Source organism: Nonomuraea sp. B5E05 (assembly GCF_039880665.1).
GTDB lineage: Bacteria > Actinomycetota > Actinomycetes > Streptosporangiales > Streptosporangiaceae > Nonomuraea.
In genome coordinates this window covers 128,264-155,203 of record NZ_JBDPMJ010000022.1, presented here as the reverse complement: position 1 = coordinate 155,203, position 26,940 = coordinate 128,264, and the positions used below count along the sequence as shown (strand labels likewise).

At 69.5% G+C, this 26,940-nt stretch carries 23 protein-coding genes and 1 tRNA gene; 20 read left to right on the top strand and 4 right to left on the bottom strand.

Annotated features, from left to right (window positions below; translation table 11 throughout):
• Positions 1–162: 162 nt before the first annotated feature.
• Entirely contained in the window at positions 163–417 is a 255-nt protein-coding gene (locus tag ABGB01_RS33550; RefSeq protein WP_347777595.1) for a hypothetical protein, read from the bottom strand.
• Positions 418–733: 316 nt separating this feature from the next.
• On the opposite strand from ABGB01_RS33550, the gene ABGB01_RS33545 reads away from it, so the two are divergent.
• From ABGB01_RS33545 to ABGB01_RS33460, 18 genes are all read left to right on the top strand, one after another.
• Complete coding sequence (locus tag ABGB01_RS33545; RefSeq protein ID WP_347777594.1) at positions 734–1,738, top strand: ABC transporter substrate-binding protein; 1,005 nt, start codon at positions 734–736, stop codon at positions 1,736–1,738.
• A 113-nt stretch (positions 1,739–1,851) separates the two neighbouring features.
• Complete coding sequence (locus ABGB01_RS33540; RefSeq protein WP_347777593.1) at positions 1,852–3,306, top strand: sugar ABC transporter ATP-binding protein; 1,455 nt, start codon at positions 1,852–1,854, stop codon at positions 3,304–3,306.
• Entirely contained in the window at positions 3,303–4,343 is a 1,041-nt protein-coding gene (locus tag ABGB01_RS33535; protein ID WP_347777592.1) for an ABC transporter permease, read from the top strand. The genes ABGB01_RS33540 and ABGB01_RS33535 overlap by 4 nt, the downstream gene beginning before the upstream one ends.
• A gap of 47 nt (positions 4,344–4,390) precedes the next feature.
• On the top strand, positions 4,391–5,377 hold the full coding sequence (gene yjfF, locus ABGB01_RS33530; protein ID WP_347777591.1) for a galactofuranose ABC transporter, permease protein YjfF: 987 nt from the start codon (positions 4,391–4,393) through the stop codon (positions 5,375–5,377).
• Positions 5,378–5,572: 195 nt separating this feature from the next.
• Entirely contained in the window at positions 5,573–6,691 is a 1,119-nt protein-coding gene (gene chvE / locus ABGB01_RS33525; RefSeq protein ID WP_347777590.1) for a multiple monosaccharide ABC transporter substrate-binding protein, read from the top strand.
• A 61-nt stretch (positions 6,692–6,752) separates the two neighbouring features.
• Positions 6,753–8,282 carry a multiple monosaccharide ABC transporter ATP-binding protein gene (gene mmsA, locus ABGB01_RS33520; protein ID WP_347777589.1) on the top strand — a complete coding sequence of 510 codons (1,530 nt, stop codon included), beginning with the start codon at positions 6,753–6,755 and terminating at the stop codon, positions 8,280–8,282.
• Positions 8,283–8,287: 5 nt separating this feature from the next.
• Positions 8,288–9,547, top strand: coding sequence for a multiple monosaccharide ABC transporter permease (gene mmsB, locus ABGB01_RS33515; RefSeq protein WP_347777588.1), 1,260 nt, complete (start codon positions 8,288–8,290; stop codon positions 9,545–9,547).
• 34 nt (positions 9,548–9,581) lie between these two features.
• Positions 9,582–10,631, top strand: a complete 1,050-nt coding sequence (locus ABGB01_RS33510) for a LacI family DNA-binding transcriptional regulator (RefSeq protein WP_347777587.1) — start codon at positions 9,582–9,584, stop codon at positions 10,629–10,631.
• A gap of 56 nt (positions 10,632–10,687) precedes the next feature.
• Complete coding sequence (gene araB, locus ABGB01_RS33505) at positions 10,688–12,331, top strand: ribulokinase (RefSeq protein ID WP_347777599.1); 1,644 nt, start codon at positions 10,688–10,690, stop codon at positions 12,329–12,331.
• A gap of 386 nt (positions 12,332–12,717) precedes the next feature.
• A complete protein-coding gene (locus ABGB01_RS33500; RefSeq protein ID WP_347777598.1) occupies positions 12,718–13,407 on the top strand; it encodes an L-ribulose-5-phosphate 4-epimerase in 690 nt (229 codons plus the stop codon).
• Entirely contained in the window at positions 13,404–14,858 is a 1,455-nt protein-coding gene (araA, locus tag ABGB01_RS33495; RefSeq protein ID WP_347777586.1) for an L-arabinose isomerase, read from the top strand. The genes ABGB01_RS33500 and araA overlap by 4 nt, the downstream gene beginning before the upstream one ends.
• Before the next feature lie 96 nt (positions 14,859–14,954).
• A complete protein-coding gene (locus tag ABGB01_RS33490; RefSeq protein ID WP_347777585.1) occupies positions 14,955–16,163 on the top strand; it encodes an FAD-binding protein in 1,209 nt (402 codons plus the stop codon).
• Positions 16,164–16,252: 89 nt separating this feature from the next.
• Entirely contained in the window at positions 16,253–17,035 is a 783-nt protein-coding gene (locus ABGB01_RS33485; protein ID WP_347777584.1) for an LLM class flavin-dependent oxidoreductase, read from the top strand.
• 35 nt (positions 17,036–17,070) lie between these two features.
• On the top strand, positions 17,071–17,463 hold the full coding sequence (locus tag ABGB01_RS33480; RefSeq protein ID WP_347777583.1) for a DUF3224 domain-containing protein: 393 nt from the start codon (positions 17,071–17,073) through the stop codon (positions 17,461–17,463).
• Between the two features lie 349 nt (positions 17,464–17,812).
• Positions 17,813–18,928, top strand: coding sequence for an RNA-guided endonuclease TnpB family protein (locus ABGB01_RS33475; protein ID WP_347777582.1), 1,116 nt, complete (start codon positions 17,813–17,815; stop codon positions 18,926–18,928).
• 58 nt (positions 18,929–18,986) lie between these two features.
• The gene (locus ABGB01_RS33470; RefSeq protein ID WP_347777581.1) at positions 18,987–20,144 is read left to right on the top strand and encodes a class I SAM-dependent methyltransferase; all 1,158 of its coding nucleotides are present in this window, start codon (positions 18,987–18,989) and stop codon (positions 20,142–20,144) included.
• 24 nt (positions 20,145–20,168) lie between these two features.
• Positions 20,169–21,224, top strand: a complete 1,056-nt coding sequence (locus ABGB01_RS33465) for a 3-oxoacyl-[acyl-carrier-protein] synthase III C-terminal domain-containing protein (RefSeq protein ID WP_347777580.1) — start codon at positions 20,169–20,171, stop codon at positions 21,222–21,224.
• Between the two features lie 40 nt (positions 21,225–21,264).
• Entirely contained in the window at positions 21,265–21,807 is a 543-nt protein-coding gene (locus ABGB01_RS33460) for a TIGR03086 family metal-binding protein (RefSeq protein WP_347777579.1), read from the top strand.
• Here the strand turns inward: ABGB01_RS33460 and ABGB01_RS33455 are convergent.
• A complete protein-coding gene (locus tag ABGB01_RS33455) occupies positions 21,776–23,542 on the bottom strand; it encodes an asparagine synthase-related protein (protein ID WP_347777578.1) in 1,767 nt (588 codons plus the stop codon). The two genes, ABGB01_RS33460 and ABGB01_RS33455, sit on opposite strands and share 32 nt — an antisense overlap.
• 130 nt (positions 23,543–23,672) lie before the next feature.
• Between ABGB01_RS33455 and ABGB01_RS33450 the strand changes: the two genes are divergently transcribed.
• Together ABGB01_RS33450 and ABGB01_RS33445 are read left to right on the top strand one after the other, a co-directional pair.
• On the top strand, positions 23,673–25,154 hold the full coding sequence (locus ABGB01_RS33450) for a von Willebrand factor type A domain-containing protein (RefSeq protein WP_347777577.1): 1,482 nt from the start codon (positions 23,673–23,675) through the stop codon (positions 25,152–25,154).
• A gap of 111 nt (positions 25,155–25,265) precedes the next feature.
• A tRNA-Ala gene (locus ABGB01_RS33445) sits at positions 25,266–25,338 on the top strand.
• Positions 25,339–25,349: 11 nt separating this feature from the next.
• On the opposite strand, the gene ABGB01_RS33440 is transcribed toward ABGB01_RS33445, so the two are convergent.
• Together ABGB01_RS33440 and ABGB01_RS33435 are read right to left on the bottom strand one after the other, a co-directional pair.
• Positions 25,350–26,255 carry a transporter substrate-binding domain-containing protein gene (locus ABGB01_RS33440; RefSeq protein WP_347777576.1) on the bottom strand — a complete coding sequence of 302 codons (906 nt, stop codon included), beginning with the start codon at positions 26,253–26,255 and terminating at the stop codon, positions 25,350–25,352.
• A gap of 7 nt (positions 26,256–26,262) precedes the next feature.
• Positions 26,263–26,898 (bottom strand): hypothetical protein, encoded by a 636-nt coding sequence (locus ABGB01_RS33435; RefSeq protein WP_347777575.1) that lies wholly within the window; start codon positions 26,896–26,898, stop codon positions 26,263–26,265.
• Positions 26,899–26,940: the final 42 nt, after the last annotated feature.

Below are 26,940 nucleotides of genomic sequence, written 5' to 3'. Positions count from 1 at the left end.
TCCGAAGGTGACACTGGTGGGCACGTGAAGCCTCTGGTTCCGAAGTCGATCTGTCGCAAGACCAACTTCTACCAGGGGCTTTACGCTTCTCGATCATCGGGGGCGCCGGCGTCGGGGCGGCCCGAGGATCACACTCTGTCGCGGGGGCTTACGCGGAAGGGCTCATTGTTCACGGGAATGGACGAAAAGCCGCGCCGCTTGAGCACCTGCCTCGGTTCTGGGGGTCCAGAAGTAGGTGACCTGGGCATTCGAGTAGTTGATGGTGACGTAGGCGGTCGGGACGGCGAGGGCGCGCTGCGCCGACGTGGTGGGCAGCGCCGCCGCCGGTTGTGCGCCGCCCGGAAGAATGACGAAGAAAGTGGCGAGCGTCGCTAACGCCGTCGCCGCCTTGGGCGCGAGTTCTCTTACCTGACGCATGGAGTTTCCCTTCTGTTCGACGAGTGCGTTGCTCTGTCACCGTCACATGAAGTCGGGGAACTGTCCTCACCTCGACAGCGTAGGGAGATGTACGCCGCAGGGTGTACGTGGTGGTTCGCGTGACCGGACCGTAATCCGGCGGCCCCTTGACGAGACCCTTTGTTAACGTTCACAGTCGGGGCCAGACCAAAAAGGGGCGCGGCTTCCGGCCGCCGCTCGTGATGTGTCGAGCAGGAGAAGGTGACCGGCAGGAAGGTAGGAGGCGCTGGCGTCCTCCTCGGAATGTTAGCGCTCACATAGGAAGGGAACCCCCCACGTGTTGAAGAGGATCTCGGCGCTGGTGCTCGCCGGGCTCACCGCGATGTCGGTGGCGGCGTGCGGCAGCGGCAGCGGCAGCGGCAGTGCCGGCTCGGACGGCGCAGACGGCTCGGGTGGCGCGGACGGCTCGATCACCATGGGCTTCTCCCAGGTGGGAGCGGAGAGCGGATGGCGCACCGCGAACACCAAGTCCGTCCAGGAGTCCGCCAAGGAGGCGGGCATCACGCTCAAGTTCTCCGACGCCCAGCAGAAGCAGGAGAACCAGATCAAGGCCATCCGCTCCTTCGTCCAGCAGAGGGTGGACGTCATCGCCTTCTCGCCGGTGGTGGAGTCGGGCTGGGACACGGTGCTCAAGGAGGCCCAGAACGCGAAGATCCCGGTCATCCTGACCGACCGCGCCGTGGACTCCAAGGACACGACCCTGTACAAGACCTTCCTCGGCTCGGACTTCGTCGAGGAGGGCAAGAAGGCCGGCCAGTGGCTGGTGGAGGAGTACAAGGACACCACCGAGACGGTGAACATCGTCGAGTTGCAGGGCACGACCGGCTCGGCGCCGGCGAACGACCGCAAGGCCGGGTTCGCGGAGGTCATCGGGGCCGACCCGAAGTTCAAGATCATCGCGTCGCAGACCGGTGACTTCACCAGGGCCAAGGGCAAGGAGGTCATGGAGGCCTTCCTGAAGTCGAACCCGGACATCGACGTGCTCTACGCGCACAACGACGACATGGGCCTCGGGGCGATCGAGGCGATCGAGGGCGCGGGCAAGACGCCCGGCCAGGACATCAAGATCATCACTGTGGACGCCGTCAAGGACGGCATGCAGGCGCTCGCCGACGGGAAGATCAACTTCATCGTCGAGTGCTCCCCGCTGCTCGGCCCGCAGCTGATGGACCTGGCCAAGAAGGTCGTCAAGGGCGAGCAGGTGCCCGCCCGCGTGGTGACCGAGGAGACGACGTTCACCCAGGAGCAGGCCAAGCAGGTCCTGTCCACCCGCCAGTACTGACCGCCCGGCCGGGGCCGCCCCGGCCCCGGCCGTCACCTGAGAAGGGGAAAAGGCGTATGGCCGTACCCGCGCCGGTCCTGACGATGAGCGGGATCGGCAAACAGTTTCCGGGCGTGAAAGCCCTGGACGGCGTGGACCTGCGGTTGTCACCCGGAGAGGTGCACGCGCTCATGGGAGAGAACGGCGCGGGCAAGTCCACCCTGATCAAGGTGCTCACCGGCGTCTACCCCGCCGACATGGGCACCATCGAACTGGACGGCGCCGCCGTGGCGTTCGGCAGCCCTCTGGAGGCGCGGCAGGCCGGCATCAGCACGGTCTACCAGGAGGTCAACCTCTGTACGAACCTCTCGGTCGCCGAGAACATCCTCATCGGGCGGGAGCCGCGCCGCCTGGGCCGCATCGACTGGAAGCGGATGCGGGCCAGGGCGGCCGAACTGCTGTCGCGGCTGGAGCTGAGCCTGGACGTGTCGGCGCCGCTGTCGACGTACTCGCTGGCGATCCAGCAGATGGTGGCGATCGCGCGGGCGCTCGACGTCGACGCGAGGGTGCTGATCCTCGACGAGCCCACGTCCAGCCTGGACGCGGGCGAGGTCGAGCAGCTGTTCATGGTGATGAGGCGGCTCAAGGAGGAGGGCATCGCCATCCTCTTCGTCTCCCACTTTCTCGACCAGATCTACGAAATTTCGGATCGTATGACGATCCTTCGCAACGGCCGGCTCGTCGGCGAATACCTGACCAGCGAGCTCAGCCAGGTGCACCTCGTCGCCAAGATGATCGGCCAGGAGCTGGACGCGCTCGAACGCCTGCACGGCGAGGCCAGGGTCTTCGACCGCCCGCTGGTCGAGGCGCGCGAGCTCGGCAGGGCGGGCGCCATCGAGCCGTTCTCGCTCACCGTCCACGAGGGCGAGGTCGTGGGCCTGGCCGGGCTGCTCGGCTCCGGTCGTACGGAGATCGCGCGGTTGTTGTTCGGCGCGGACCACGCGGGCACGGGCGAGATCGCGGTCGGCGGATCGCCGGCGTCTCTGCGCACGCCGCGCGCGGCCATCAATCACAAGATCGCGTTCTGCTCGGAGAACCGCAAGGAGGACGGGCTCATCCCCGATCTGACCGTGCGCGAGAACATCATCCTGGCCCTCCAGGCCACCCGGGGCTGGACGAGACCGGTGCCGAGAGAGCAGCAGGACGAACTGGTCGGCAGGTACGTCAAGGCGCTGCGGATCAGCCCGCCCAACCCCGAGCACCTCGTACGCGACCTCAGCGGCGGCAACCAGCAGAAGGTGGTGCTGGCCAGGTGGCTCATCCTGGAGCCGCGCCTGCTCATCCTCGACGAGCCCACCCGGGGCATCGACGTCGGCGCGAAGACCGAGATCCAGCGGCTGGTGGCGGAGCTGTCCGACGGCGGCGTGGCGGTGCTGTTCATCTCGGCCGAGCTGGAGGAGGTGCTGCGGCTCAGCCACAAGGTCGAGGTGCTGCGCGACCGGCGGCTGGTGGCCGAGCTGCCCAACGGCGACGAGCTGACCACGGACGTGCTCATGGAGACGATCGCGAGCGGGGGCCGGGACTCATGAGACGGCTGCTCTGGCCGGCGGTGGTCCTCGTGCTGCTGCTGGCGCTCAACGTGCTCTTCACCCCGAGCTTCCTGTCGATCCAGGTCAGGGACGGTCACCTGTACGGCAGTTTGATCGACATCCTGCGGTTCGGCGCTCCGCTGATCCTGGTCGCGCTCGGCATGACGCTCGTCATCGCCACCGGCGGCATCGACCTGTCGGTGGGCTCCGTGGTGGCGATCTCGGGCGCGCTGGCGTGCCTGCAGATCAGCCAGGACGCCGGCGTGTTCACGGCGGTGGCGCTGGCGCTCGGGCTCTGCCTGGCGCTGGGAGCGTGGAACGGGTTCCTCGTAGCGGGCATCGGCATCCAGCCGATCATCGCCACGCTCATCCTCATGGTGGCCGGGCGCGGCCTGGCCCAGCTCATCACCGGCGGGCAGATCATCACCGTCAACAGCGAGGCGTACAAGGTGATCGGCGGCGGCTACTGGCTGACCGTGCCGTTCGGCGTCCTGATCGTGCTCGCCGTGCTGGGGATCACCGCGTTCCTGACCCGGCGGCTGGCGCTGGGGATGCTGATCGAGTCGGTCGGCGGCAACGCCGAGGCGAGCCGGCTGGCCGGCATCAGGTCGCGCGGGATCATCCTCATGGTGTACGCGTTCGCCGCGCTGTGCGCCGGCGTGGCCGGCTTGATGATCAGCTCGAACGTCTCCAGCGCCGACGGCAACAACGCCGGACTGTGGATCGAGCTGGACGCCATCCTGGCCGTCGTGATCGGCGGCACGTCGCTGGCCGGCGGCCGGTTCTCGCTGAGCGGCACCGTGCTGGGCGCGCTCATCATCCAGACCCTGACCACGACCGTCTACTCGATCGGCGTGCCGCCGGAGACGACGCTGCTGTTCAAGGCGCTGGTCGTGACGGCGGTCTGCCTCATCCAGTCGCCGTCCTTCCGCGCGAAGGTGTTCGGCAGGCGGGGCAGGACCGCCCCTCCCGGCGCCGTGGCCGAGGAGCCGGCGCAGGTGCGCGAGGGAGTGCCGCCGGGCGGAGTGAGGCCATGAGCAGGTGGCGGCGTATGGCGGCCGAGCCCGCCGGACGGAGTGAGGCGATGAGCATGAGCACGATGACGCTGGGCCGGGCCGTGCCCGCGAAGTACCTGCCGGTGCTGGTGACCGGCTGCCTGTTCGCGGCCATGTTCGTGGCGGGCGGGATCCGCTACGAGGGGTTCGCCAGCGGGCAGGTGGTGCTCAACGTCTTCATCGACAACGCGTTCCTGCTGGTCGTGGCGGTGGGGATGACGTTCGTGATCCTGACGGGGGGCATCGACCTGTCGGTGGGCTCGGTGGTGGCGCTGTCAACGATGATCGCGGCCAGCCTGATGGCGGGGCCGGGGTGGCCGCCGTACGTGGTGATCCCGCTGGTGCTGGCGATCGGGTCGGCTCTGGGGCTGGTGATGGGCGCGATCGTGCACGCCTTCGACATCCAGCCGTTCATCGTGACGCTGGCGGGCATGTTCCTGGCCCGAGGGTTGTGCTACACGATCGGGACCGACTCGATCCCGATCGAGGACACGACGTTCACGGCGTTCGCGCAGACCAGGATCGACCTGTTCGCCGATCTGTGGATCTCACCCAGCGTGGTCATCGCGGTGGTGGTCGTGGTCGTGGCGGCGTACGTGCTGCACTACACCCGGCTGGGCCGCTCGGTCTACGCCACCGGCGGCAGCGAGCAGTCGGCGATGCTGATGGGCCTGCCCGTGGGCCGGACGAAGATCGCGGTCTACACGATCAGCGGCTTCTGCTCGGCGCTCGGCGGGGTGCTGCTGTCGTTCTACATGCTCTCCGGCTACGGTCTGCACGCCGTGGGCATGGAGCTGGACGCGATCGCGGCGGTGGTCATCGGCGGCACGCTGCTGACCGGTGGCAGCGGCTTCCTGCTCGGCACCGTGCTCGGCGTGCTCGTGCTCGGCCTGATCCAGACGATCATCAGTTTCGAGGGCACGCTCTCCTCGTGGTGGACGAAGATCTTCATCGGCCTGCTGTTGTTCGTCTTCATCCTGTTGCAGCGGGTGTTCTCGTCCCGCTCAAGCCGTTGACCTGCGAGGAGACGTTTCGGGATAGTTACCTGTCAGTTATGGGCGACCGTTGACAAGGGCTTTGTTAACGATAACAATCGGGCGGTGGTGAACGCGAAATTTGTTGTTATTCGTCACGTTCTGTGATGGGAATCACCGCTCTACCGGCAGCCGCCACGTCCAGCGCTGCCGCGACCCCCTTCGCAAGGAGATGACATGAGGTTGGGACGAATCGGGGGCGTGGTGTCCGCCATCGCGCTCGCCGTGACCATGACGGCCTGCGGTTCGAGCACGAAGACGATCGACGCCGAGGCCTCCGCCTCGGCCGCGGCCGGCAACGCCGGCGCCCTGGTCGGCGTCACGATGCCCACCAAGTCGTCGGAGCGCTGGATCCACGACGGCGACAACGTCAAGGAGCAGCTCGAGAAACTGGGCTACAAGGTCGACCTGCAGTACGCGGAGAACGACATCCCCACGCAGGCCAACCAGATCGAGAACCAGATCACCAAGGGCGCCAAGCTGCTGATCATCGCCTCGATCGACGGCACCGCGATCACGTCGCAGCTCCAGCAGGCCGCCGACAACAAGATCCCGGTCATCGCCTATGACCGGTTGATCCGCAACAGCCCCAACGTCGACTACTACGCCACGTTCGACAACTACAAGGTGGGCGTGCAGCAGGCGACCTCGCTGCTGAAGGGCCTCGGCGTCGAGGACGGCGAGAAGGGCCCGTTCAACGTCGAGCTGTTCGGCGGCTCGCCCGACGACAACAACGCCACGTTCTTCTGGAACGGCGCCATGTCCGTGCTCCAGCCGAAGATCGACGACGGCACGCTCGTGGTGAAGAGCGGCCAGACCGACTTCAAGACCGCCGCGATCCTGCGCTGGGACCCGGCCACCGCGCAGAAGCGCATGGAGGACATCCTCACCAAGACCTACACCGGCGGCGCCAAGGTCGACGGCGTGCTCTCGCCGTACGACGGCCTGTCGATCGGCATCCTGTCGGCGCTCAAGAGCTCCGGCTACGGCCGCAGCGGCCAGGCGTACCCGATCGTGACCGGCCAGGACGCCGAGCTCGCCTCGGTCAAGTCGATCATCGCCGACGAGCAGTACTCCACCATCTTCAAGGACACCCGCGAGCTCGCCGAGCAGACCGTGAAGATGGCCGACGCCGTGCTCAAGGGCGGCGAGCCCGAGGTGAACAACACCAAGGACTACGACAACGGCAACAAGGTCGTGCCCTCGTACCTGCTCGAACCGGTGATCGTCGACAAGAGCAACTACAAGGACGTCATCATCGGCGGCAACTACTACACCGAGGACCAGCTCAAGTAGGGCCGGGCGCCCGGGGGCCGGCGAGGTCCCCGGGCCTGCCCGGTTGCGAGCAAGGGGCGTTATGACCGAGCAAATCTTGCGGATGAGCGGGATCACCAAGACGTTCCCCGGCGTCAAGGCGCTGCAGGACGTCAATCTGTCCGTCCGGCGGGGCGAGATCCACGCCATCTGCGGTGAGAACGGCGCAGGCAAGTCGACGCTGATGAAGGTGCTGTCGGGCGTCTACCCGCACGGCGACTACGAGGGCGAGATCACCTTCGAGGGCCGGCGGTGCGAGTTCGGGAGCATCCGCGACAGCGAGCGCGCCGGCATCGTCATCATCCACCAGGAGCTGGCGCTCAGCCCGCAGCTGTCGATCGCCGAGAACATCTTCCTCGGCAACGAGCGCGCGAGGCGCGGCCTCATCGACTGGAACCGCACCAACTACGAGGCCGCCACGCTGATGAAGCGGGTCGGGCTGCGGGAGAACCCGACCACGGCGATCGCCGACATCGGCGTGGGCAAGCAGCAGCTCGTGGAGATCGCCAAGGCGCTGGCGAAGGAGGTGAGACTGCTCATCCTCGACGAGCCCACCGCAGCGCTCAACGACGACGACTCCGCGCACCTGCTCGACCTGCTGCGCGGCCTGCGCGACGAGGGCATCACCTGCGTGATCATCTCGCACAAGCTCAACGAGGTGACCGCGATCGCCGACTCCGTCACGATCATCCGCGACGGCCGCACCATCGAGACCCTGGACATGGCCACCGACCAGGTCACGGAGGACCGCATCATCTCCGGCATGGTCGGCCGCGCGCTCGACAACCGGTTCCCGCCGCACGAGCCGACGATCGGCGACGAGGTGCTGCGCATCGAGGACTGGACGGTGCACAGCCCCAGCCAGCCCGGCAGGAAGGTGGTCGACGGCGCCACGCTCTCGCTGCGCCGCGGCGAGATCGTCGGCCTGGCCGGGCTGATGGGCGCCGGTCGCACGGAGCTCGCGATGAGCGTCTTCGGGCGGACGTACGGCGTGCACATCACCGGCAAGATCTTCAAGGACGGCGAACCGGTCGAGATCCGCAACGTCCAGGACGCCATCAGGCACGGCATCGCCTACGCCACCGAGGACCGCAAGAGGTACGGGCTCAACCTGATCGAGGACGTCAAGCGCAACATCAGCGCCGCCGGGCTGCGCGGGATGTCGAAGCGCGGCTGGGTCGACGAGATGGAGGAATATCGCGTCGCCGAGGAGTTCCACAAGAGCATGAACATCAAGGCGCCCAGCGTGTCGAGCATCGTCGGCCAGCTGAGCGGCGGCAACCAGCAGAAGGTCGTGCTCTCCAAGTGGATCCTCACCGAGCCCGACGTGCTCATCCTCGACGAGCCCACCCGCGGCATCGACGTCGGCGCCAAGTACGAGATCTACACGATCATCAACCGCCTGGCCGACCAGGGTAAGGCCGTGCTCGTGATCTCTTCCGAGCTGCCTGAGCTGCTGGGCCTGTGCGACCGCATCTACACGCTCTCGGAGGGGCGCGTCACGGGCGAGGTGCCGCGCCGGGACGCCACGCAGGAACGCCTCATGCACCTCATGACCAAGGGACAGGAGTAGCTCACATGAGCAGCATCACGCCCGCCGACGTGGAGGTCGGCGCCAAGGGCGACGGAGGATCGCCACGGCGGCCGGGCCGGGTGTCGCTCGGCGGACTGTCGCTCAATTTGCGATCGAGCGGCATCTACATCGCCTTCGCGCTGATCGTCGCGCTGTTCTCGGTGCTGACCGACGGAGCCCTGCTCACACCGCAGAACATCTCGAACATCATCGTCCAGAACTCCTACGTGCTGATCCTCGCGATCGGGATGATCCTCGTCATCATCGCCGGGCACATCGACCTGTCCGTCGGCTCGGTGGTCGCCGTCACGGGCGGGCTGGCCGCGGTGCTCATGGTCAACATGAGCGTGCCGTGGCCGCTGGCCCTGCTCATCACGCTGGTGGCCGGAGCCCTCATCGGGGCCTGGCAGGGCTACTGGATCGCCTATTTCGGCATCCCGGCGTTCATCGTGACGCTGGCCGGCATGCTGCTGTTCCGGGCGCTGACGCTGACCGTGCTCGGCAACCAGGGCATCGGCCCGTTCCCCGACCAGGTCCGCACGCTCGCCAACGGCTTCACCAGCGGCTATCTCGGCAACATCGGCCTCGGCCCGCTCGGCGGCGCCGACCTGTTCAGCCTGCTGGTCGGCCTCTTCGCCGTCGCCGGCATGGTCGCCGCCCAGTGGCGCTCGCGCACCGCCCGGCAGGGGTACGGGCAGGTGGTCGACCCGATGGGGCTGTTCGTGGTGAAGATGGCGGCCGGCGCCGCGCTCATCCTCTTCCTCGTGGTGCAGCTGGCCCGGTTCAACAACCTCCCGTGGGTGCTGGTCCTGCTGGCCGTGCTCGTGCTGGCGTACTCGCTGATGGCCGGCAGGACCGTGTTCGGCCGGCAGATCTACGCGATCGGCGGCAACCTCCAGGCGGCGGTCATGTCCGGCGTACGCGTCAAGTCGGTGGTCTTCTGGATCTTCGTGAACATGGGCGTGCTGTCGGCCATCGCCGGCATCATCTTCGCCGGCCGGCTCAACCAGGCGGGCCCCACGGCGGGCAACGCCTTCGAGCTGGACGCCATCGCGGCGGCGTTCATCGGCGGCGCGGCCGTCCAGGGCGGCGTCGGTAAGATCGTCGGCGCGATCACCGGCGGTCTGATCATGGCGGTCATCAACAACGGCATGTCCTTGATCGGCTCGCCCAGCGAGCGGGTCATGCTCGTCAAGGGCGCCGTCCTCCTCGCCGCGGTGGCCTTCGACGTGTGGACCAAGCGCAGGGCGGGTGCCGCGCGCTAGCAGCGACCTGCCCGGCCGAGTGAAAGGAGAGACCGTGACGACCCCCAAACGCCGTCTGCCGGTCATGGCTGACGTGGCCAAAGAGGCGGGCGTCTCGCACCAGACGGTCTCCCGGGTGCTCAACGACCACCCGAACGTCCGGGCCGACACCCGCGCCCGGGTGGAGGAGGCGATCATCCGGCTGGGCTACCGGCGCAACCTGGTCGCCCGCGCCCTGGTCACCAAGCGGTCGAGGACGCTCGGCGTGGTGAGCTTCGACACCACGCTGTACGGCCCGGCCAGCACGATCTACGGCATCGAGCAGGCGGCCAGGAGCGCCGGCTACTTCGTCAGCATCGTCAGCCTCAAGTCGATCGACGCGGCCGGCGTCCGCGACGCCATCGACTACCTCGCCGAGCAGGGCGTCGACGGCGTGGTGGTGGTCGCTCCGCAGCGCTCGGCCGCGCGTGCCCTGGAGAACCTGCCGTCCGGCATGCCGGCGGTGGCGGTCGAGGGCACGCACAGCGCTGACGTCTCCGTGGTGTGCATCGACCAGATCGAGGGCGCCAGGCTCGCCACGCGGCACCTGCTCCAGCTGGGCCACGAGACCGTGTGGCACGTCAGCGGCCCGTCCGACTGGCTGGAGACCGAGGGCCGGATGCAGGGCTGGCGCGCCGTGCTCGAGGAGGCCGGCCGGGACGTGCCCGAGCCGCTGGCCGGCGACTGGAGCCCGCGCGCCGGCTACGAGGCGGGCAAACGCCTGGCGCGGATGGGCGGCGTCACCGCCGTCTTCGCGGCCAACGACCAGATGGCGCTCGGCGTGCTGCGCGCCCTCAGCGAGGCGGGGGTGCGCGTTCCCGACCAGATCAGCGTGGTGGGCTTCGACGACATCCCCGAGTCGGCGTTCTTCTCACCGCCGCTCACCACGGTCAGGCAGGACTTCGACGTGGTGGGCAGGCACTGCATCGAGGTGCTGCTGCGGCAGATCGACGGGCCGGTCGACGGGCCGGTCGACGGGCCCGCCGACGGGGGGCCCGCCGCGTACGAGCGGCTGGTCGTGCGTCCCGCCTTCGTCGTCAGGTCGAGCACCGCCCCAACTCGGTAGATGATGGGGATGCCCCCGGATAACCCCTGGAGTCCAATGTGAACGCTAACACCTACGTGGTCGGAGTGGACTTCGGCACCCTCTCAGGGCGTGCCGTCGTCGTTCGCGTGCACGACGGCGCCGAGCTGGGCAGCGCCGTCCACGAGTACACCCATCGCGTCATCGAGACGGAACTGCCCGGCTCCGGCGTACGGCTCGGCCCCGACTGGGCGCTGCAGTCGCCGCAGGACTGGATCGACGTGCTCAGAACCGCCGTGCCCGAGGCGGTCGCCGCCGCGGGCGTCGCGCCCGAGCAGGTGATCGGCATCGGCACCGACTTCACCGCCTGCACCGTGCTGCCCGCCACCGCCGACGGCACGCCGCTGTGCTTCGAGACGCCCGGCGAGCCGCACGCCTGGCCCAAGCTCTGGAAGCACCACGCCGCGCAACCCCACGCCGACCGGATCAACGACCTGGCCGCGCGCCGGGGCGAGAGCTGGCTGCCCCGCTACGGCGGCAAGATCTCCTCCGAGTGGGAGTTCGCCAAGGGCCTGCAGGTCCTCGAAGAGGCCCCCGACGTGTACGCCAGAGCCGAGCGCTGGATCGAGGCCGCCGACTGGATCATCTGGCAGCTCACCGGCGTCGAGAGCCGCAACATCTGCACCGCCGGCTACAAGGGCGTCTTCCAGGACGGCCACTACCCGTCGGAAGAGTTCCTCGCCGAGCTCGACCCCGGATTCGCCGGGTTCGCCGCCAAGCTCGCCACCGGCCAGGTGGGCGACCGGATCGGCGACCGGATCGGCGACGGGGTCGGCGGCGTCACGCTCGCCCCGCTCGGCGGCCTCGCCGGCCGGCTGACCGCGCGCGCCGCCGGATGGACCGGGCTGCCCGAGGGCGTGGCCGTCGCCGTCGGCAACGTGGACGCCCACGTGACCGCCGCCGCCGCGGACGCCGTACGGCCCGGCCAGATGGTGGCCATCATGGGCACCTCCACCTGCCACATCATGCCCAGCGACCGGCTCGCCGAGGTGCCCGGCATGTGCGGTGTCGTCCAGGACGGCATCGTGCCCGGCCTGTGGGGCTACGAGGCCGGGCAGTCCGCCGTCGGCGACATCTTCGCCTGGTTCGTCGACTCCTTCGGCGCGGACGGGCACGAGCAGCTCACGTCGCTGGCCGAGAAGCAGGCCGTGGGGCAGCACGGACTGGTGGCGCTCGACTGGTTCGGCGGCAACCGCTCGGTCCTCGTGGACCACAACCTCTCCGGGGTGATCGTCGGCCAGACGCTGGCCACCAGGCCGGAGGACGTCTACCGCGCGCTCATCGAGGCCACCGCGTACGGCGCCCGCATGATCGTGGAGACGTTCGAGAAGTCCGGGGTGCCGGTCGAGGAGTTCGTCGTCGCCGGCGGCCTGCTGAAGAACCCCTTCCTCATGCAGGTCTACGCCGACGTGCTGCGCCGCCCCCTGTCGGCCATCGGCTCCGACCAGGGGCCCGCGCTCGGCTCGGCCATCCACGCCGCCGTCGCCGCCGGCGCCTACCCCTCGATCGAGGAGGCGGCCGCGGCCATGGGCAAGCGCACGGAGGCCGCGTACGTGCCCGACCAGGCCCGCGCCGACGCCTACGACCGGCTCTACGCCGAATACCGCAAGCTGCACGACTTCTTCGGAGACGGACACATGCTGCACACCCTGCGCGCCATCAGGAACGAGGCCCACCCATGAGCCGCGAGGGAGTGCCGTCGTCCGGAGGAGCGGCGGGAGCGGAGCGACCAGAGCGGGGGAGGGCGGCGGCGTCTGGCGACCGAGCCGCCGATCGGAGTGAGGCCGTGAGCAGGGTGGGAGTGCCGTCGTCCGGAGGAGCGGCGGGAGCGGAGCGACCAGAGCGGGGGAGGGCGGCGGGGTCTGGCGACCGAGCCGCCGATCGGAGTGAGGCCGTGAGCAGGGTGGGAGTGCCGTCGTCCGGAGGAGTGGCGGGAGCGGAGCGACCAGAGCGGGGGAGGGTGGCGGCGTCTGGCGACCGAGCCGCCGAACGGAGTGAGGCCATGAGCCGCGAGGGAGTGCCGTCGTCCGGAGGAGTGGCGGGAGCGGAGCGACCAGAGCGGGGGAGGGTGGCGGCGTCTGGCGACCGAGCCGCCGAACGGAGTGAGGCCATGAGAACGATCGTCGCCGGCCTGCATGCCGAGCTGGTCCGGTACGGGCTGGTCGTCTGGACCGCCGGGAACGTCTCGGGGCGGATCCCCGGCGAGGACCTGTTCGTCATCAAGCCGTCCGGCGTCTCCTACGACGAGCTGACCGCGGAGAACATGGTCGTGTGCGACCTCGACGGCAACCTCGTCGAAGGCGCGCATTCGCCGTCCAGCGACACCGCGGCGCACGCGTACGTCTACCGCAACATGCCCGACGTGGGCGGCGTCGTGCACACCCACTCCACCTACGCCTCGGCGTGGGCCGCCCGTGGCGAGGCCATCCCCTGCGTGCTGACCGCGATGGCCGACGAGTTCGGCGGCGAGATCCCGCTGGGCCCGTTCGCCCTGATCGGCGACGACTCGATCGGCCAGGGCATCGTGGAGACGCTGAAGGGCCACCGCTCGAAGGCCGTGCTCATGCAGAACCACGGGGTGTTCAGCATCGGCAAGGATCCCAAGGCCGCCGTGAAGGCGGCGGTGATGTGCGAGGACGTGGCCCGCACCGTCCACGTGGCCAGACAGCTCGGCGAGCCGCTGCCCATCCCGCAGGACGACATCGACCGCCTCTACGACCGCTATCAGAACGTCTACGGACAGAGGAGCCCGCGTTGAACATCTGGTTTCTGACCGGCAGCCAGGGACTTTACGGCGACGACACGCTGCGCCAGGTGGCCGAGCAGTCCCGGCGGATCGCCGAGCAGCTGCCCATGCCGGTGGAGTGGAAGCCGGTGCTCACGGACGCGGCGGCGATCCGGCGCATCATGCTCGAGGCCAACGCCGACGACTCGTGCGGGGGCGTGATCGCGTGGATGCACACGTTCTCGCCGGCCAAGATGTGGATCGCCGGGCTCGACGCGCTGCGCAAGCCGCTGCTGCACCTGCACACGCAGGCCAACGTGGAGCTGCCGTGGAGCTCCATCGACATGGACTTCATGAACCTCAACCAGGCCGCCCACGGCGACCGCGAGTTCGGCCACGTGCAGACCCGCCTGGGCGTTCCGCGCAAGACCGTGGCCGGACACGTCAGCGACCCGGCCGTGGCCGGGCGCGTCCTCACCTGGGTCCGCGCCGCCCGCGGCCTGGCCGAGGTGCGCACGCTGAAGCTGGCGCGCTTCGGCGACAACATGCGCGACGTGGCCGTCACCGAGGGCGACAAGGTGGAGGCGCAGCTGCGCTTCGGCGTGTCCGTCAACACCTACGGCGTCAACGACCTGGTCGAGGCCGTGGACGCCGCCGCGGACGCCGACGTGACGGCACTGGTCAAGGAGTACGCCGAGCAGTACACCGTCGCCCCCGAGCTGCTCGGCGAGCGTCACGAGTCGCTGCGTTACGCGGCCAGGATCGAGCTGGGCCTGCGGGGCTTCCTCGAGGCCGGCGGCTTCAAGGCGTTCACCAGCAACTTCGAGGACCTCGGCGGCCTGCGCCAGCTGCCCGGTCTGGCCGTGCAGCGGCTGATGGCCGACGGTTACGGCTTCGGCGGCGAGGGAGACTGGAAGACGTCGGTGCTGCTGCGCACCCTCAAGGCCATGGCGCCCGGCGGCACCTCGTTCATGGAGGACTACACCTACCATCTGACGCCCGGCCAGGAGCTCATTCTGGGCGCGCACATGCTGGAGGTCTGCCCGTCCATCGCCGCCGGCACCCCGTCGTGCGAGATCCACCCGCTGAGCATCGGCGGCAGGCAGGACCCGGTCAGGCTCGTCTTCGACGCCGAGCCCGGCCCCGGCATCGTGGTCGGCCTGGCGGACATGGGTGACAGGTTCCGGCTGGTGGCCAACGAGATCGACGTCGTGGCCCCGCCCGAGCCGCTGCCCAAGCTGCCCGTGGCCCGCGCGGTGTGGCGCCCCCGCCCCGACCTGCGCACGTCCACGGAGTCGTGGCTCACCGCGGGCGCGCCCCACCACACGGTGCTCTCCACGGCCGTCGGCAGGGACGAGCTGACCGATCTGGCCGACATGCTCGGCGTCGAGCTCGTGATCATCGACGCCGGGACGACCACCGAGCGGTTCGCCAAGGAGCTGCGCTGGAACCAGGCGTACTACCGCCTGGCCCAGGGCTTCTGACCCAGCCGACGGGCGGCGGCCTCCCCGCGCCGCCGCCCGTCGGGGCGGGGCAACCCGGCAGGATCGACAGGGGACGACTGTGGCAAGGTGAGGGCCGTGACGCTGACCAACTGGGCGGGCAACACCGCATTCCGCGCTCGAGACGTGCACCATCCCACCTCCCTCGACGAGCTCCAGCGGCTCGTCGCCGCCAGTGCCCGGGTGCGGGCGCTGGGCAGCGCCCATTCCTTCAACGAGGTCGCCGACGCCACCGGCGACCTCGTGGTCCTCGACCGCATGCCCGACGCAGTGGAGATCGACAGCGCGGCGGCCACGGCCAGGGTTCCGGCGCGCATGACGTACGCGCGGCTCGCGCCCGTGCTGCACCAGGCCGGGTTCGCGCTGGAGAACATGGCCTCGCTGCCGCACATCTCGGTCGCGGGCTCCGTCGCGACCGGCACGCACGGCTCGGGGGAGGGCATCCCCAGCCTGGCCGCCGCCGTGTCCTCGCTCGACCTCGTCACCGCCGACGGCTCCATGCTGACGCTCTCCCGCGGCGACGCCGGCTTCCCCGGCGCGGTGGTGGCGCTCGGCGCGCTCGGCGTCGTCACGTCGCTGACGCTCGACCTCGTGCCCGCCTTCGAACTGCGCCAGTACGTCCGCGAGGGGCTGCCCGCGGACGCGCTCGGCGACTTCGACGAGATCATGGCGAGCGGCTACAGCGTCAGCCTCTTCACCGACTGGCGCGACACCCGCGTCTGGTTGAAGCGCGCCGACGAGCTGACCAGCCCCGACTGGTACGCCACCCGCCCGGCCGACGGCCCCCGCCACCCGCTGCCCGCCATGCCGGCCGACAACTGCACGATCCAGCTCGGCGTGCCCGGCCCGTGGCACGATCGGCTGCCGCACTTCCGCGCCGACCACCCGCCGAGCGGAGCCGGCGACGAACTGCAGTCGGAGCTGCTGCTGCCCAGGGAACACGCGGTCAAGGCGCTGCGCGAGCTGTTCGCGATCGGCGACCGCATCCGGCCCGTCCTGCACATCTCGGAGGTGCGCACGGTCGCCGCCGACGACCTGTGGCTCAGCCCGTTCAAGGGCCGTGACAGCGTGGGCATCCACTTCACCTGGGTGCGCGACGTCGCCGCGGTGCTGCCGGTGCTGAAGCTGGTGGAGGAGACGCTGGCCCCGTTCGAGCCGCGGCCCCACTGGGGCAAGTTGTTCACCGTGTGGCCGCCCTGCCCGGACAACTTCCGCTCGCTGGTGGGGCGGCTCGACCCGGAGGGCAAGTTCGCCAACGACTTCACCCGGATACTGCTGCGGGAGTAGGAAGCCACCGGGGCTTGCGCCCCCTGATGTAGCGCATCACAGGTCCGGGGGACGATGCGCCGGGCACGGGTGTCCACGATCGTTGGACCATGAACCATCTCCCGTTCCGCTTCGGCGCGGTCGCCGGACAAGCGCCCGACGCCGCCTCGTGGACCGGTCTGGCCCGCCGGGCGGAGCGCCTGGGCTACGCCACGCTGCTGGTGCCCGACACGATCGCCACGCTCTCGCCCTTCACCGCCGCCGCCGTCGCCGCCACGGCCACGACGACCCTGCGCGTCGGCACGTATGTCGTGAGCGCTCCGTACCGGACGCCGGAGACCGTCGCGTGGGAGACCGCGACCCTGCACACGCTCACCGGCGGCCGGTTCGAGCTGGGTCTCGGGGCCGGCCGGCCGGACGCCGAGCAGGACGCGGCCGCGCTCGGCGTCAGGTTCGGCACGCCGGGCCAGCGCATCGAGCGGATCTCCAGGACCATCGACTCGGTCAAGAACGTGCGGGTCCTGGTGGCCGCGGCCGGGACGAAGCTGCTCAGGCTGGCCGCCAGGAAGGCCGACACGGTCGCGATCGGCGTGCCGCCGCACCACCCGGAGGAGCGGGTGGCGGCGAAGCTGGACGAGCTGTACGAGCTGGCCGGCGACCGCTACGACGAGCTGGAGCTCAGCATGAACCTCGCGGTCGCCGGCGGCGAGCCGCCCGGCCGGCTGCTCGGCCGTTTCGGCCGCACCGGCAGCGGGATCCTCACCGGCACGGTCGACGAGATGGCCGACGTCCTGCGGCGCCGCCGCGACCGGCTCGGGATCTCGTACGTGACGGTGAACGCCCAGTGCATGGACGCCTTCGCGCCCGTGGTCGAAAGGCTCGCCGGTACCTGACGGGACCTGGCAGGTATGTCCGGCACGATGAGCCCATGAACGCCAAGGGAACCTTCGACACCGCCGGCTGGGACGCCAAGCCGCCCTTCGACGAGCGCGACGGCGTCTCGCTCGGACTCGTGACCCTGACCAAGACCTTCCACGGAGACCTGACCGGCACCAGCGTGGTCACCATGATGGTGGCCACCACCCCCGTGGAGGACTCGCGTTCGTACGTGGCGCTGGAACGCATCGAGGGCACCCTGCACGGGCGCTCGGGCACTTTCGTCGTCCAGCACGACGCCGTCAGCGACGCGGGCGAGCAGTCCCTGCGCATCACGGTCGTGCCTGATTCGGCGACGGGCGAGCTGCGCGGCCTCAGGGGTGAACTGGGCATTGTCATCGCCCCCGACGGCGGCCACTCCTACACCTTCGACTACCGGCTCTGATCCGCCCGGCGCATCCTGGTTGCCGTCAGGAAGCGGCTCGCCCGGGGCCGTCCGGACGGGGGAAGAGGGAGGACCGCGCGAGCTGGACTCCTGATCGCCCGGTTCACCGGAGGCGGAGGCGGCGGGGCGGGTGTGGATGTCGGGGGCGTCACCGCGGGCGAGATCGCCGGGCGAGAGGCGCGCAGGTGGGAGCCTGTGGTACAGGGGTTGGGTGCTCGCCGACTTGGACGCGCGGGAGTTCCCGCGCCCCGGCGAGGTGCGGGTGATCGGCCGAGCCTGTTCATAGGTCGCAGGCCCCGGGCTTCAGCTCTGACCAGTATTAACATGATCATGGTGTATCATGTTAAACGTGTCCCAGATGGTGAAGCGGGCCTACAGATACCGCTTCTACCCGACCCCCGAACAGGCCGATCTGCTGGCCCGCACGTTCGGGTGCATCCGGCTGGTCTGGAATAAGGCGCTTGCCGAACGCACCCGTCGCTACAAGGATCACGGAGCCTCCACAACGTACGTGGAGGCTGCAAAGTGGCTCACCGTGTGGAAACAGGACCCAGACCTGGAGTTCCTGCGTGAGGTGTCGAATGTTCCGTTGCAGCAGGCGCTGCGCCAGCAGCAGGTGGCGTTCAACAACTTCTTCGCTCAACGCGCCCGATATCCTAGGTTCAAGTCCAAGCACAAGTCGCGGGCGTCGGCGACGTACCAGAACAATGCATTCTCCTTCCGGGACGGCTGGCTCAAGCTGGCGAAGATGGACGCCCCGCTGAACATCGCGTGGTCGCGTCCCCTTCCCGAGGGCGCGCAGCCGTCCACGGTCACGGTGTCGAAGGACGCGGCTGGGCGCTGGTTCGTGTCCCTCCTGGTGGAGGAGAGGATCAGCCCGCTACCTTCGGTCGAGGCGAACGTGGGGATCGACGCGGGGATCACAGCACTGGCTACGCTCTCCACCGGAGAGAAGATCGCTAACCCGCGCCACGAGCGACGGGACCGGCGACGGCTGGCCAAGGCACAGCGCGCGCTCGCCCACAAAGCGAAGGGCTCGAACAACCGGGCGAAAGCCAAGGCGAAGGTGGCCCGCCTTCACGCACGGATCGCCGACCGCAGAATCGACTTCCTGCACAAGGTCACCACCCGATTGGTGCGCGAGAACCAAACGCTCGCAATCGAGGATCTGACCGTCCGCAACATGCTCCGCAACCACTGTCTCGCCCGGGCCATCTCGGACGCGGCGTGGCACCAGATGCGATGCATGCTGGAGTATAAGGCCGCCTGGTACGGGCGCATGCTGGTGACAGTGGACCGCTGGTTCCCCTCCAGCAAGCTGTGTTCGGCACGTGGCTGCGGCCACATCGTCCCATCGATGTCGCTGAACGTTCGGACGTGGACGTGCCCCTCCTGCGGGGCCGTGCACGACCGCGACGTCAACGCCGCGATCAACATTCTGGCCGCCGGGCTGGCGGACAGGTGAAACGCCTGCGGAGGGCTGGTAAGACCCGCTCCGGAGTCTTCCGGGGAGGCGCGGCCCGATGAAACAGGAACCCCGGCCCGGCGACGGGCTGGAATCCCCCGGCCTCGGCCGCGGGGAGGTAGTCAAGATCCACTGGAGTGAGGCGGGGCAGGAACGATCGGCGCCGTGGCGCACGGCGCTGGGCGCGCCGCCGCCGGCGCGCGTGGTGGTCGCCGACGACCGCATGAAGGCCGACACCGCCTACCGGCTGGCCTGCGAGGGCACCGCGCTGCTGTGGCAGGGCGACTTCCAGAACGCCCGGCAGCTCCTGCGCGCCATGGGCCGCCGCTGCAAGCCGGCCGCGCCCGGCAGCGGCTTCCACGGCTACCGCCAGGCGCAGTCCCAGCGCGCCCGCACGCTCGGCATGTTGCTCATCCCGTACGCCGCCGGCCACGTGGTGCCGCTGCGCCGGGCGCCCGACGTGCGGGAGGCGTGCACCGAGGCGTACGGCGCAGACGCCCTTCCCGCGGTCGGCCAGCTGCGCGAGCTGCTCGGCGTGATCGGCGCCCACGAATGGCGCAAGAAGGGCGTGTACGTCCCGGCGCTCGGCGCGCGCATCCACCCCCATCACGGCGTCTTCTCCCCGATCAGGGGCGAATATGTCGATCTCGTTGCCGAGGCGCCGCTGCCCGGCGACCGGCTGGCGTTCGACGTCGGCACGGGCACGGGCGTGCTGGCGGCCGTGCTGGCCAGGCGCGGCGTCCGCCACGTCGTCGCCACCGACCTCGACGAGCGGGCCGTCGCGTGCGCCGCCGCCAACATCGCCCGGCTGGGCCTGGCCGAACAGGTGGAGATCGTGCGCACCGACATGTTCCCGCCCGGACGCGCCTCGCTCGTCGTCTGCAACCCGCCGTGGTTGCCCGCCAAGCCGGTCTCCCCGCTCGACCAGGCCGTCTACGACCCCGGCGGGCGGATGGTGCGCGGGTTCCTCGACGGCCTGGCCGGGCATCTGGAGCCGGCGGGCGAGGGCTGGCTCATCCTGTCCGACCTCGCCGAGCACCTGGGCCTGCGCACGCGCGCCGCCCTGCTGGCCTGGTTCGAGGAGGCGGGGCTGCGCGTGGTGGACCGCATGGACATCGCCCCACGGCACGACCGGCCGAAGGACGAGAACGACCCGCTGCACGCGGCCCGCGCCGCCGAGACGACCTCCCTGTGGCGGCTGACCCCGCTGACCTGAAGGAGGCGGCGGGAGCGGGCCGGCATGTTAGCCAGGGCCGCTCAGCGGCAGGAGATATCCATGCATATTTCGGGGGTACAGATCGTTTTCCCTGATCACCGCTACGAGCAGGCGGAGATCACCGAGGCGTTCTCCCGGCTGACCGAGTGCGATGAGGAACTGTTGCGGCGCTTCCACACCGCGACCGGTGTGGAGGGCCGCAATCTCGCGCTCGCGCTGGCCGACTATCCCAAGCTCGACTCCTTCTCCCGCGCGAACGACGCGTACGTCGAGGCCGCCCTCGATCTCGGCGAGCAGGCGATGCGGGCCGCGCTCAAGAAGGCCGACCTGCGCCCTGAGAAGATCGACCACCTGCTGTTCTGCTCGACCACCGGCCTGGCCACCCCTTCGCTCGACGCGAAGCTGGCCCAGCGGGTGGGCCTGCGGCCGGACGTCAAGCGGACGCCGGTGTTCGGGCTCGGCTGCGCGGCGGGCGCGTCCGGCCTGTCCCGCCTGTACGACTACCTGCGCGGCTGGCCCGACCACGTCGCGATGCTGGTGTGCGTGGAGTTGTGCTCGCTGACGATCCAGCGCGACGACACCTCGATCGCGAACCTGGTCGCGAGCGGCCTCTTCGGTGACGGAGCGGCGGCCGTCGTGGCGAGGGGGCGCGGGCAGGGCCCCGAGGTGGTCGCCACCCGCAGCAGGCTCTATCCCGGCACCGAGCACCTCATGGGCTGGACCGTCGGCGACCACGGCTTCCGGATCATGCTGGACCCCGAGCTGGCCGGGTTCGTCGAGCAGGTGCTGGCCGCCGACATCAAGGCCTTCCTCGCCGACTACGGCCTGACCCCCGAGCAGGTCGCCACCTGGGTCTGCCACCCGGGCGGTCCGAGGGTCATCGACAAGATCGTGGAAACCCTCGGCCTGCCGCCCAGGGCGCTCGACGTGACGTGGCGGTCGCTGCGCGAGCACGGCAACCTGTCGTCGGTGTCGGTGCTCCACGTCCTCCAGGAGACTCGCGGCCGGCCCGGCACGCCTGCCGTGCTCATGGCGCTGGGCCCGGGGTTCTCCGCCGAACTGCTCCTGCTGCACTGGTGATGCGCGTGGAGGGCGCGGCGGCGCTGGCAAACTGTACGTCATGAACGAGACGCTGACGATGCTGCGTGGCGCGGCCGACCGCATGTCGAAACTGGTCACCGAGATCGGCGAGGACGAGTTCGCGCTGCCCACCCCCTGCGCCGACTACGACGTGAAAGCGCTGATCAACCACCTGGAGTGGGGCGCCAGCCTGTTCGAGTCGCTGGCCCAGGACGGCGAGTTCCTGCCGCAGAAGGAATACACCGGTGACTTCCCCGACCGGGTCGAGCGGATGCTGGCCGTCTGGGCGCGGCCGGAGTCGTGGGAGGGCGTCAGCCAGGGCATGGGCCTGCCGAAGAGCGTGCTGGCCCATATGGCGCTGACCGACCTGGTGGCCCACGGGTGGGATCTCGCCCGCGCGACGGGGAGGATTTACGAGGTGGAGGAGGAGACCGCGGCCGCGCTGCTGGCATTCGCCCAGCAGATGGCGCCGACGGGCCGCGAGCGCGGTGCGTTCGGTGAGGAGGTGCCGGTGCCGGAGAGCGCGCCCGCCCTCGACCGTTTCCTCGGGGTCATCGGGCGGGATCCGGCCTGGAAACCGTGATCTGTTCCAGCCCTTCGGGCTCCTTGCCGGGATAGAGGCCGGTGAGCAGGGTGCTGACGGTGTAGAGGTGCCAGGCCTGGGCCGGTTTCCTGACCACGGGGTCGGCGAAGAGCGCGCGCACCTCGTCCGGGTTCACGACGGGGGTCAGGGCGTCCAGGTTGCCGAGCACCTGCGTGCGCAGGATGTCCGTCAGCGCGGGTCCGGGGCTGGTGCGCCAGCTCCACCCGCCGCCGGTCTTCGCGGTGGGCATGTGCCCGGCGGGCAGGCGGGACCAGGGCCACCGCTTGGTCATCTCCTCCGCGAACCGCCACGGTTTCCCTTCGATCGGCACATCGCGCAGCTGAGGGGCGAAGCGCAGGATGAGGTCATAGATCACTTCTTCCGACAGGCGCCAGCCCTGGTCCAGGCTCAGCGCCGCGCGCACCACCCGGTTGTCCAGGAACGGCCGCACCGGGTCGCCGCGCCGCAGCGACCCCGCGCGGGCGCTGGCCTGCCAGCGGCCCACTTTGTACCAGATGTAGAGGTGGTCGAGGGCCTCCAGCCGGTCGGGCCGGGCCAGCCACGGCCTGGCCAGCTCGCGTGCGTGCTCGTTGGCCTCCGCCGTGAACATCTTCTCGTCCTTGGCGAAGGTGGTGGTGATGCGCCGCTGCAGCGCCTTGTCGCCGAGGTCGGTCTGGAGCAGGTTCAGGCTGCCCGCGCGCAGCGTCTCACCGCTCTGCCCTGACATGGTGGGCTTGCCGGAATACGGTAGGTAGCTGACGATCGACTCGTACGCCGACGTCATGCCCTCGCACGTGCGCAGCGTCTCCCAGGCCCGCCTCAGCGGGTGCTCCACCAGTACGGCGTCCTTCTGGGCGGTCTGCTGGGGAGCGATGACGGTGTGCTCGACCTTCAGCCGGGCCGCGATCCGCCGCGCGATGATCACGTCGGGGTGGGTGTCGAGCCCGTTCGTCGTCACCCGGAACGGCACCCGCGCCGCGTGCAGCAGCGCCGCCAGGATGCGGGTGTCGCGCCCGCCGGTCAGCGCCAGGTTGACCGGCTCGCTCAGGTCGCGCAGCGGCGCGACGGTGGCCAGCAGCGCCTCCGCCAGCTCGCCGATCGCCGCCCGCTTGGCCCGCGCCGACGCGGGCGCCGGCGCCGCCTCCGGCAGCGGGGTCTCGGCGATGGCGCGCCGCCCGTCCCGGACGTCGAGCCGCGCGTTCGGCCGCAGCGCCGTCACCCCCTTGTACGGCGTCTCGTCCGACAGGAAGAACCCCTGCCTGATCATGGTCTGCAGGGCGAGCACGTCGTGTTCGATCCGGTCGACCGGCTGGGCCGCCAGGTGCACGAGCAGGGCGCGGCTGCCGACGACGTGCAGGTCGGGCGTCTCGGCGTAGAAGACGGGGCACACCCGGTTGACGGCGGTGCTCGCGGTCAGCTCGCCGTCGCGGGCGATCCACGCGGAGAAGCAGCCGCCCACTCCGTCGCCGGGCAGCCTGGTCACGTCGGCCGGATCGGCCAGGTGGCCGTTCAGCCCGATGACCCGGCCGTCGTGCTCGGAGATCAGCGGCGGTTGCCGCGTGTCGTCGGGTTCGTTCGTCCACGCGAGCAGCGACACGCCTCTGCCGTGCCATTCCCGTGCGCGGATGACGTCGGCGGGCACCGGAAAGGCCGTTTCGATGACGGTCCGTACCCTGCTCAGGACGTCAGCGGGAATGTCATGTCGCTTCGCGGCCAAGGCCAGATACACGCGCACGGCGTCATGCCTACCTCAAATGCACCGTTTGTCACAACTGATCACGCGACGGTCGCGGTTTGCGCTCGCTTACGTCACCGGCCCGGCCACTGCTGGATCGATTCCGTCGTACGGGGCGGAGGTGGAAGTGATGAAGTTTCGTCCCTTGGTGGCCGGCGTAGGGCTGGTGACCGTACTGACGCTCGCCGCCTGTGGTGGCCCAGGAGGATCGGCGGACGAGGAACGGGCGGCGCAACCGGCGGGCAGTGCCGACCGGCGGCCGGCCCCAGCGGCGACACAGACGGCGAACGCCGAGGAGGACGGCGACAAGGACACCACCACGGCCCAGATCTCCACGTTCGCCCTGGACGTGGACACCGCGTCGTACGGCTACGCCCGCCGTACCCTCCAGGAGGGCCGCTGGCCCGCGCCCGCCGAGATCCGTCCCGAGGAGTGGGTCAACGCGTTCAGGCAGGACTACGCGCAGCCGTCAGGCGACGGCTTCACCGTGCACGTGGACGGCGCGAAGCTGCCGTCCCGCGACGAGGCGGTCATGCGCGTGGGCCTGCAGACGCGCGGCACCGACGCCGCCCAGCGGCGGCCCGCCAACCTCACGTTCGTCGTCGACGTGTCCGGCTCGATGGCCGAACCGGGCAGGCTCGACCTCGTCAAGTCGGCCCTGAACAAGCTGCTCGACCAGCTCGCGCCCGGCGACCAGGTGTCGATCGTGGCGTTCAGCGACGAGGCCACCGTGCTGGCCTCGATGACCCCGCTGACCGCCAGGGAGGAGCTGCGCGGCGCCGTGGACGAGCTGGCCGTCGACGGCGGCACCAACCTGGAGAGCGGCCTGGTCGCCGGCTACGAGGAGGCGTCCAAGGCGTTCAGGACCGCCGCCACGAACCGGGTCATTCTGCTCTCCGACGGCCTGGCCAACCAGGGCAGCACCGAGTGGCAGGCCATCCTCGACCGGGTCGAGGAACACGCGGGCAAGCAGGTCACGCTGCTCACCGTCGGCGTCGGCAGGGACTACGGGGACGAGCTCATGGAGCAGCTAGCCGACAACGGCGACGGCATGGCCGTCTACGTCAGCTCCCAGGAGGAGGCCGACAAGATCTTCACCACGCAGCTGCCCGCCACCATCGAGCTGCGGGCGCGCGACGCCAAGGCGCAGGTCGTGTTCAACCCGTCCGTGGTGGAGAGCTACCGGCTCGTCGGGTACGAGAACCGCGCGCTGGACGCCGACGAGTTCCGCGACGACACCCGCGACGGCGGCGAGATCGGACCGGGCCACTCCGTCACCGCGCTGTACGCGCTGCGGCTCAAGCCCGGCGCCAAGGGCCAGCTCGCCCAGGCAACCGTGCGCTGGCAGGACCCCGACACCAGGGCCGCGTCCGAGGAGAGCGCGTCGTTGCGGGCGAACGATCTGGCCGGGTCCGTGTGGGACGAGGCGCCGGTCCGGCTCCAGGTGGACGTGGTCGTCGCCGCGTTCGCCGGCTACCTGCGGGACAAGAAGGCGTTCGGCCTGGACCTGGCGACGCTCGGGGAGCACGCCTCCCGGCTGGCCACCGACTCCGAGGACCCGATGGTGGCGGAGCTCGCCACGCTCATCGAGAAGGCCAGGTCGGTCGGCTGACCACCCGGGGCCGGTTCGGCGTCACGGGCGCGCGCCGGGCCGGCCCCGGTTCCGCCGGATGTATGCGTGCCTGGGCGGTCGGGAAGTCGGCTACACTCGTACACACGACAAGGGGCTATGGCGCAGTTGGTAGCGCGCCTCCATGGCATGGAGGAGGTCTGGGGTTCGAATCCCCATAGCTCCACCCACATCGTCTCAGACGTCCCCGTCGGCGCAACGGTCGGCGTTGATCGTATTCGGCCCGAACTTCTGTCTGATGTCCTCGTTGGTCATATGAGGGCTGTCGGGCGCCAGTCTCAGATATTCGTCGATGAGCTGGCCTCGTAGGTCGGCGAGCCAGTCGTTGCTCCTGACATAGGCGTCGATGGCGCTCACCAGGCGCCGGCACGCTTCCTCATGATCTTTGTGCAGCGCTATCGAGATGTGCTGCTGCCTTCCGAACGACAGGTCGGGCACCCGGAAAAGGGACTTTTTCGTTTTCTCGCTGACGTTCTCACTCTGAGTGGTGAATCCCATGAGGATGATCCGGTCGGTGCTGTAGGCGAAGGCATTCCCTTGCTTGACCATCTCGACGCACTCTTCCGGGCTCGTGAGGGAGATGAGATCCACGTCGACGGATCGCAGTTCCACCTTCATCGTTTCGTCGGCCGTGGTCTCCTCCACCGTGCAGATGGTCTTGCCGGCGAGATCCTCGACCTTGTTGACCGGCTCTGCGTCGGCAAGGGTCAGCAGCGCGAGGTCGGTCCGCAGATAGGAGCGGGCAAGCCGGAACCTGGCCGCCCTGAGGTCGTTGTCGGAGATCATCCCCATCACCATGTGGACTTTCCTGTCGCTCAGCGCGGTCTCCCAGTTGCTCGTCCATACACGAGTGGGTGCCGACTCCTGGACGCCCGCGTGCTTCAGTATCTTGCTCCGGGCCTGTGCCTCGAAGCCCACCGGAAGGTGGCTGTCCACCGGAGACAGACCTGGGTACAGTTTGACGCCCACCGAGACGATGTCGGCGTCCAGAGGCGGGGGAGGCGCCGCAGCCCCGCAGGCGGTCACGAGGAGAAGCGCCGCCGCGAGATTGCCGACACTCCATGAAGGTTTACCGGGCTTCATCTGGACCTCACCGATGGAGTGTGACGTTTTTCGTGGTGATGGATATCGAGCAGTTCTGTGTGGAGATCAGCTCCATGGACACGGTGACCCGGCTCGTGTTCTCGTCCATCTCGAACTCGGCGACATCTCCATTGCCGAAGTCCTCCTTCTTCTCGTTCGGCTGACGGCCGTCCATCAGGACATCGACCCGGTTGTGCGGGCAGGACCCCAACTCCGTCGCGGGGTCGGTGTACGACACGGGGATACGCAGCCGGGTGTATCCGGGTTCGAAACGAACCTCCGCCACGGCCGTGCGACCGACGTCAACGGGGTCAAGGGACCAGCTCACGGCCACGGCGTGGCCCTGCGCGCCGGCGATGGCCTGGACGATCCCGTGGGCCGTCAGGCCGGCCAGGGCCGGAGTGACCACAGTGAAGATCACGATGGCCAGGGTCGCGGGAGGCGGATCCAGCAACGGTTTACGAATAATGACGAGCACAGCGGCGGCCAGTGCGGCGTATCCGACGAACAGAGCGGCGAGGTCCAGATCCAGCCAGCCTGGGCCGGCCGCTATGCCGAGGAGAACCGCAAGGAGATTAACCACTCCGACGATGAAGGCATCTTTTCGCTTTACGCCACTCTTGGCGGGTGGGTAAGCGTCCATGCTGAGATGCTAGGTCCCGATCTCTCCTGCTGCGCGGGACGT

Coding starts and splice junctions, on each gene's coding strand:
- ABGB01_RS33550 (WP_347777595.1), bottom strand. CDS start 417: ATGCGTCAGGTAAGAGAACTCGCGCCCAAGGCGGCGACGGCGTTAGCG.
- ABGB01_RS33535 (WP_347777592.1), top strand. CDS start 3,303: ATGAGACGGCTGCTCTGGCCGGCGGTGGTCCTCGTGCTGCTGCTGGCG.
- yjfF (WP_347777591.1), top strand. CDS start 4,391: ATGAGCATGAGCACGATGACGCTGGGCCGGGCCGTGCCCGCGAAGTAC.
- chvE (WP_347777590.1), top strand. CDS start 5,573: ATGAGGTTGGGACGAATCGGGGGCGTGGTGTCCGCCATCGCGCTCGCC.
- mmsA (WP_347777589.1), top strand. CDS start 6,753: ATGACCGAGCAAATCTTGCGGATGAGCGGGATCACCAAGACGTTCCCC.
- mmsB (WP_347777588.1), top strand. CDS start 8,288: ATGAGCAGCATCACGCCCGCCGACGTGGAGGTCGGCGCCAAGGGCGAC.
- ABGB01_RS33485 (WP_347777584.1), top strand. CDS start 16,253: ATGAACCATCTCCCGTTCCGCTTCGGCGCGGTCGCCGGACAAGCGCCC.
- ABGB01_RS33480 (WP_347777583.1), top strand. CDS start 17,071: ATGAACGCCAAGGGAACCTTCGACACCGCCGGCTGGGACGCCAAGCCG.
- ABGB01_RS33470 (WP_347777581.1), top strand. CDS start 18,987: ATGAAACAGGAACCCCGGCCCGGCGACGGGCTGGAATCCCCCGGCCTC.
- ABGB01_RS33465 (WP_347777580.1), top strand. CDS start 20,169: ATGTTAGCCAGGGCCGCTCAGCGGCAGGAGATATCCATGCATATTTCG.
- ABGB01_RS33460 (WP_347777579.1), top strand. CDS start 21,265: ATGAACGAGACGCTGACGATGCTGCGTGGCGCGGCCGACCGCATGTCG.
- ABGB01_RS33450 (WP_347777577.1), top strand. CDS start 23,673: ATGAAGTTTCGTCCCTTGGTGGCCGGCGTAGGGCTGGTGACCGTACTG.
- ABGB01_RS33440 (WP_347777576.1), bottom strand. CDS start 26,255: ATGAAGCCCGGTAAACCTTCATGGAGTGTCGGCAATCTCGCGGCGGCG.
- ABGB01_RS33435 (WP_347777575.1), bottom strand. CDS start 26,898: ATGGACGCTTACCCACCCGCCAAGAGTGGCGTAAAGCGAAAAGATGCC.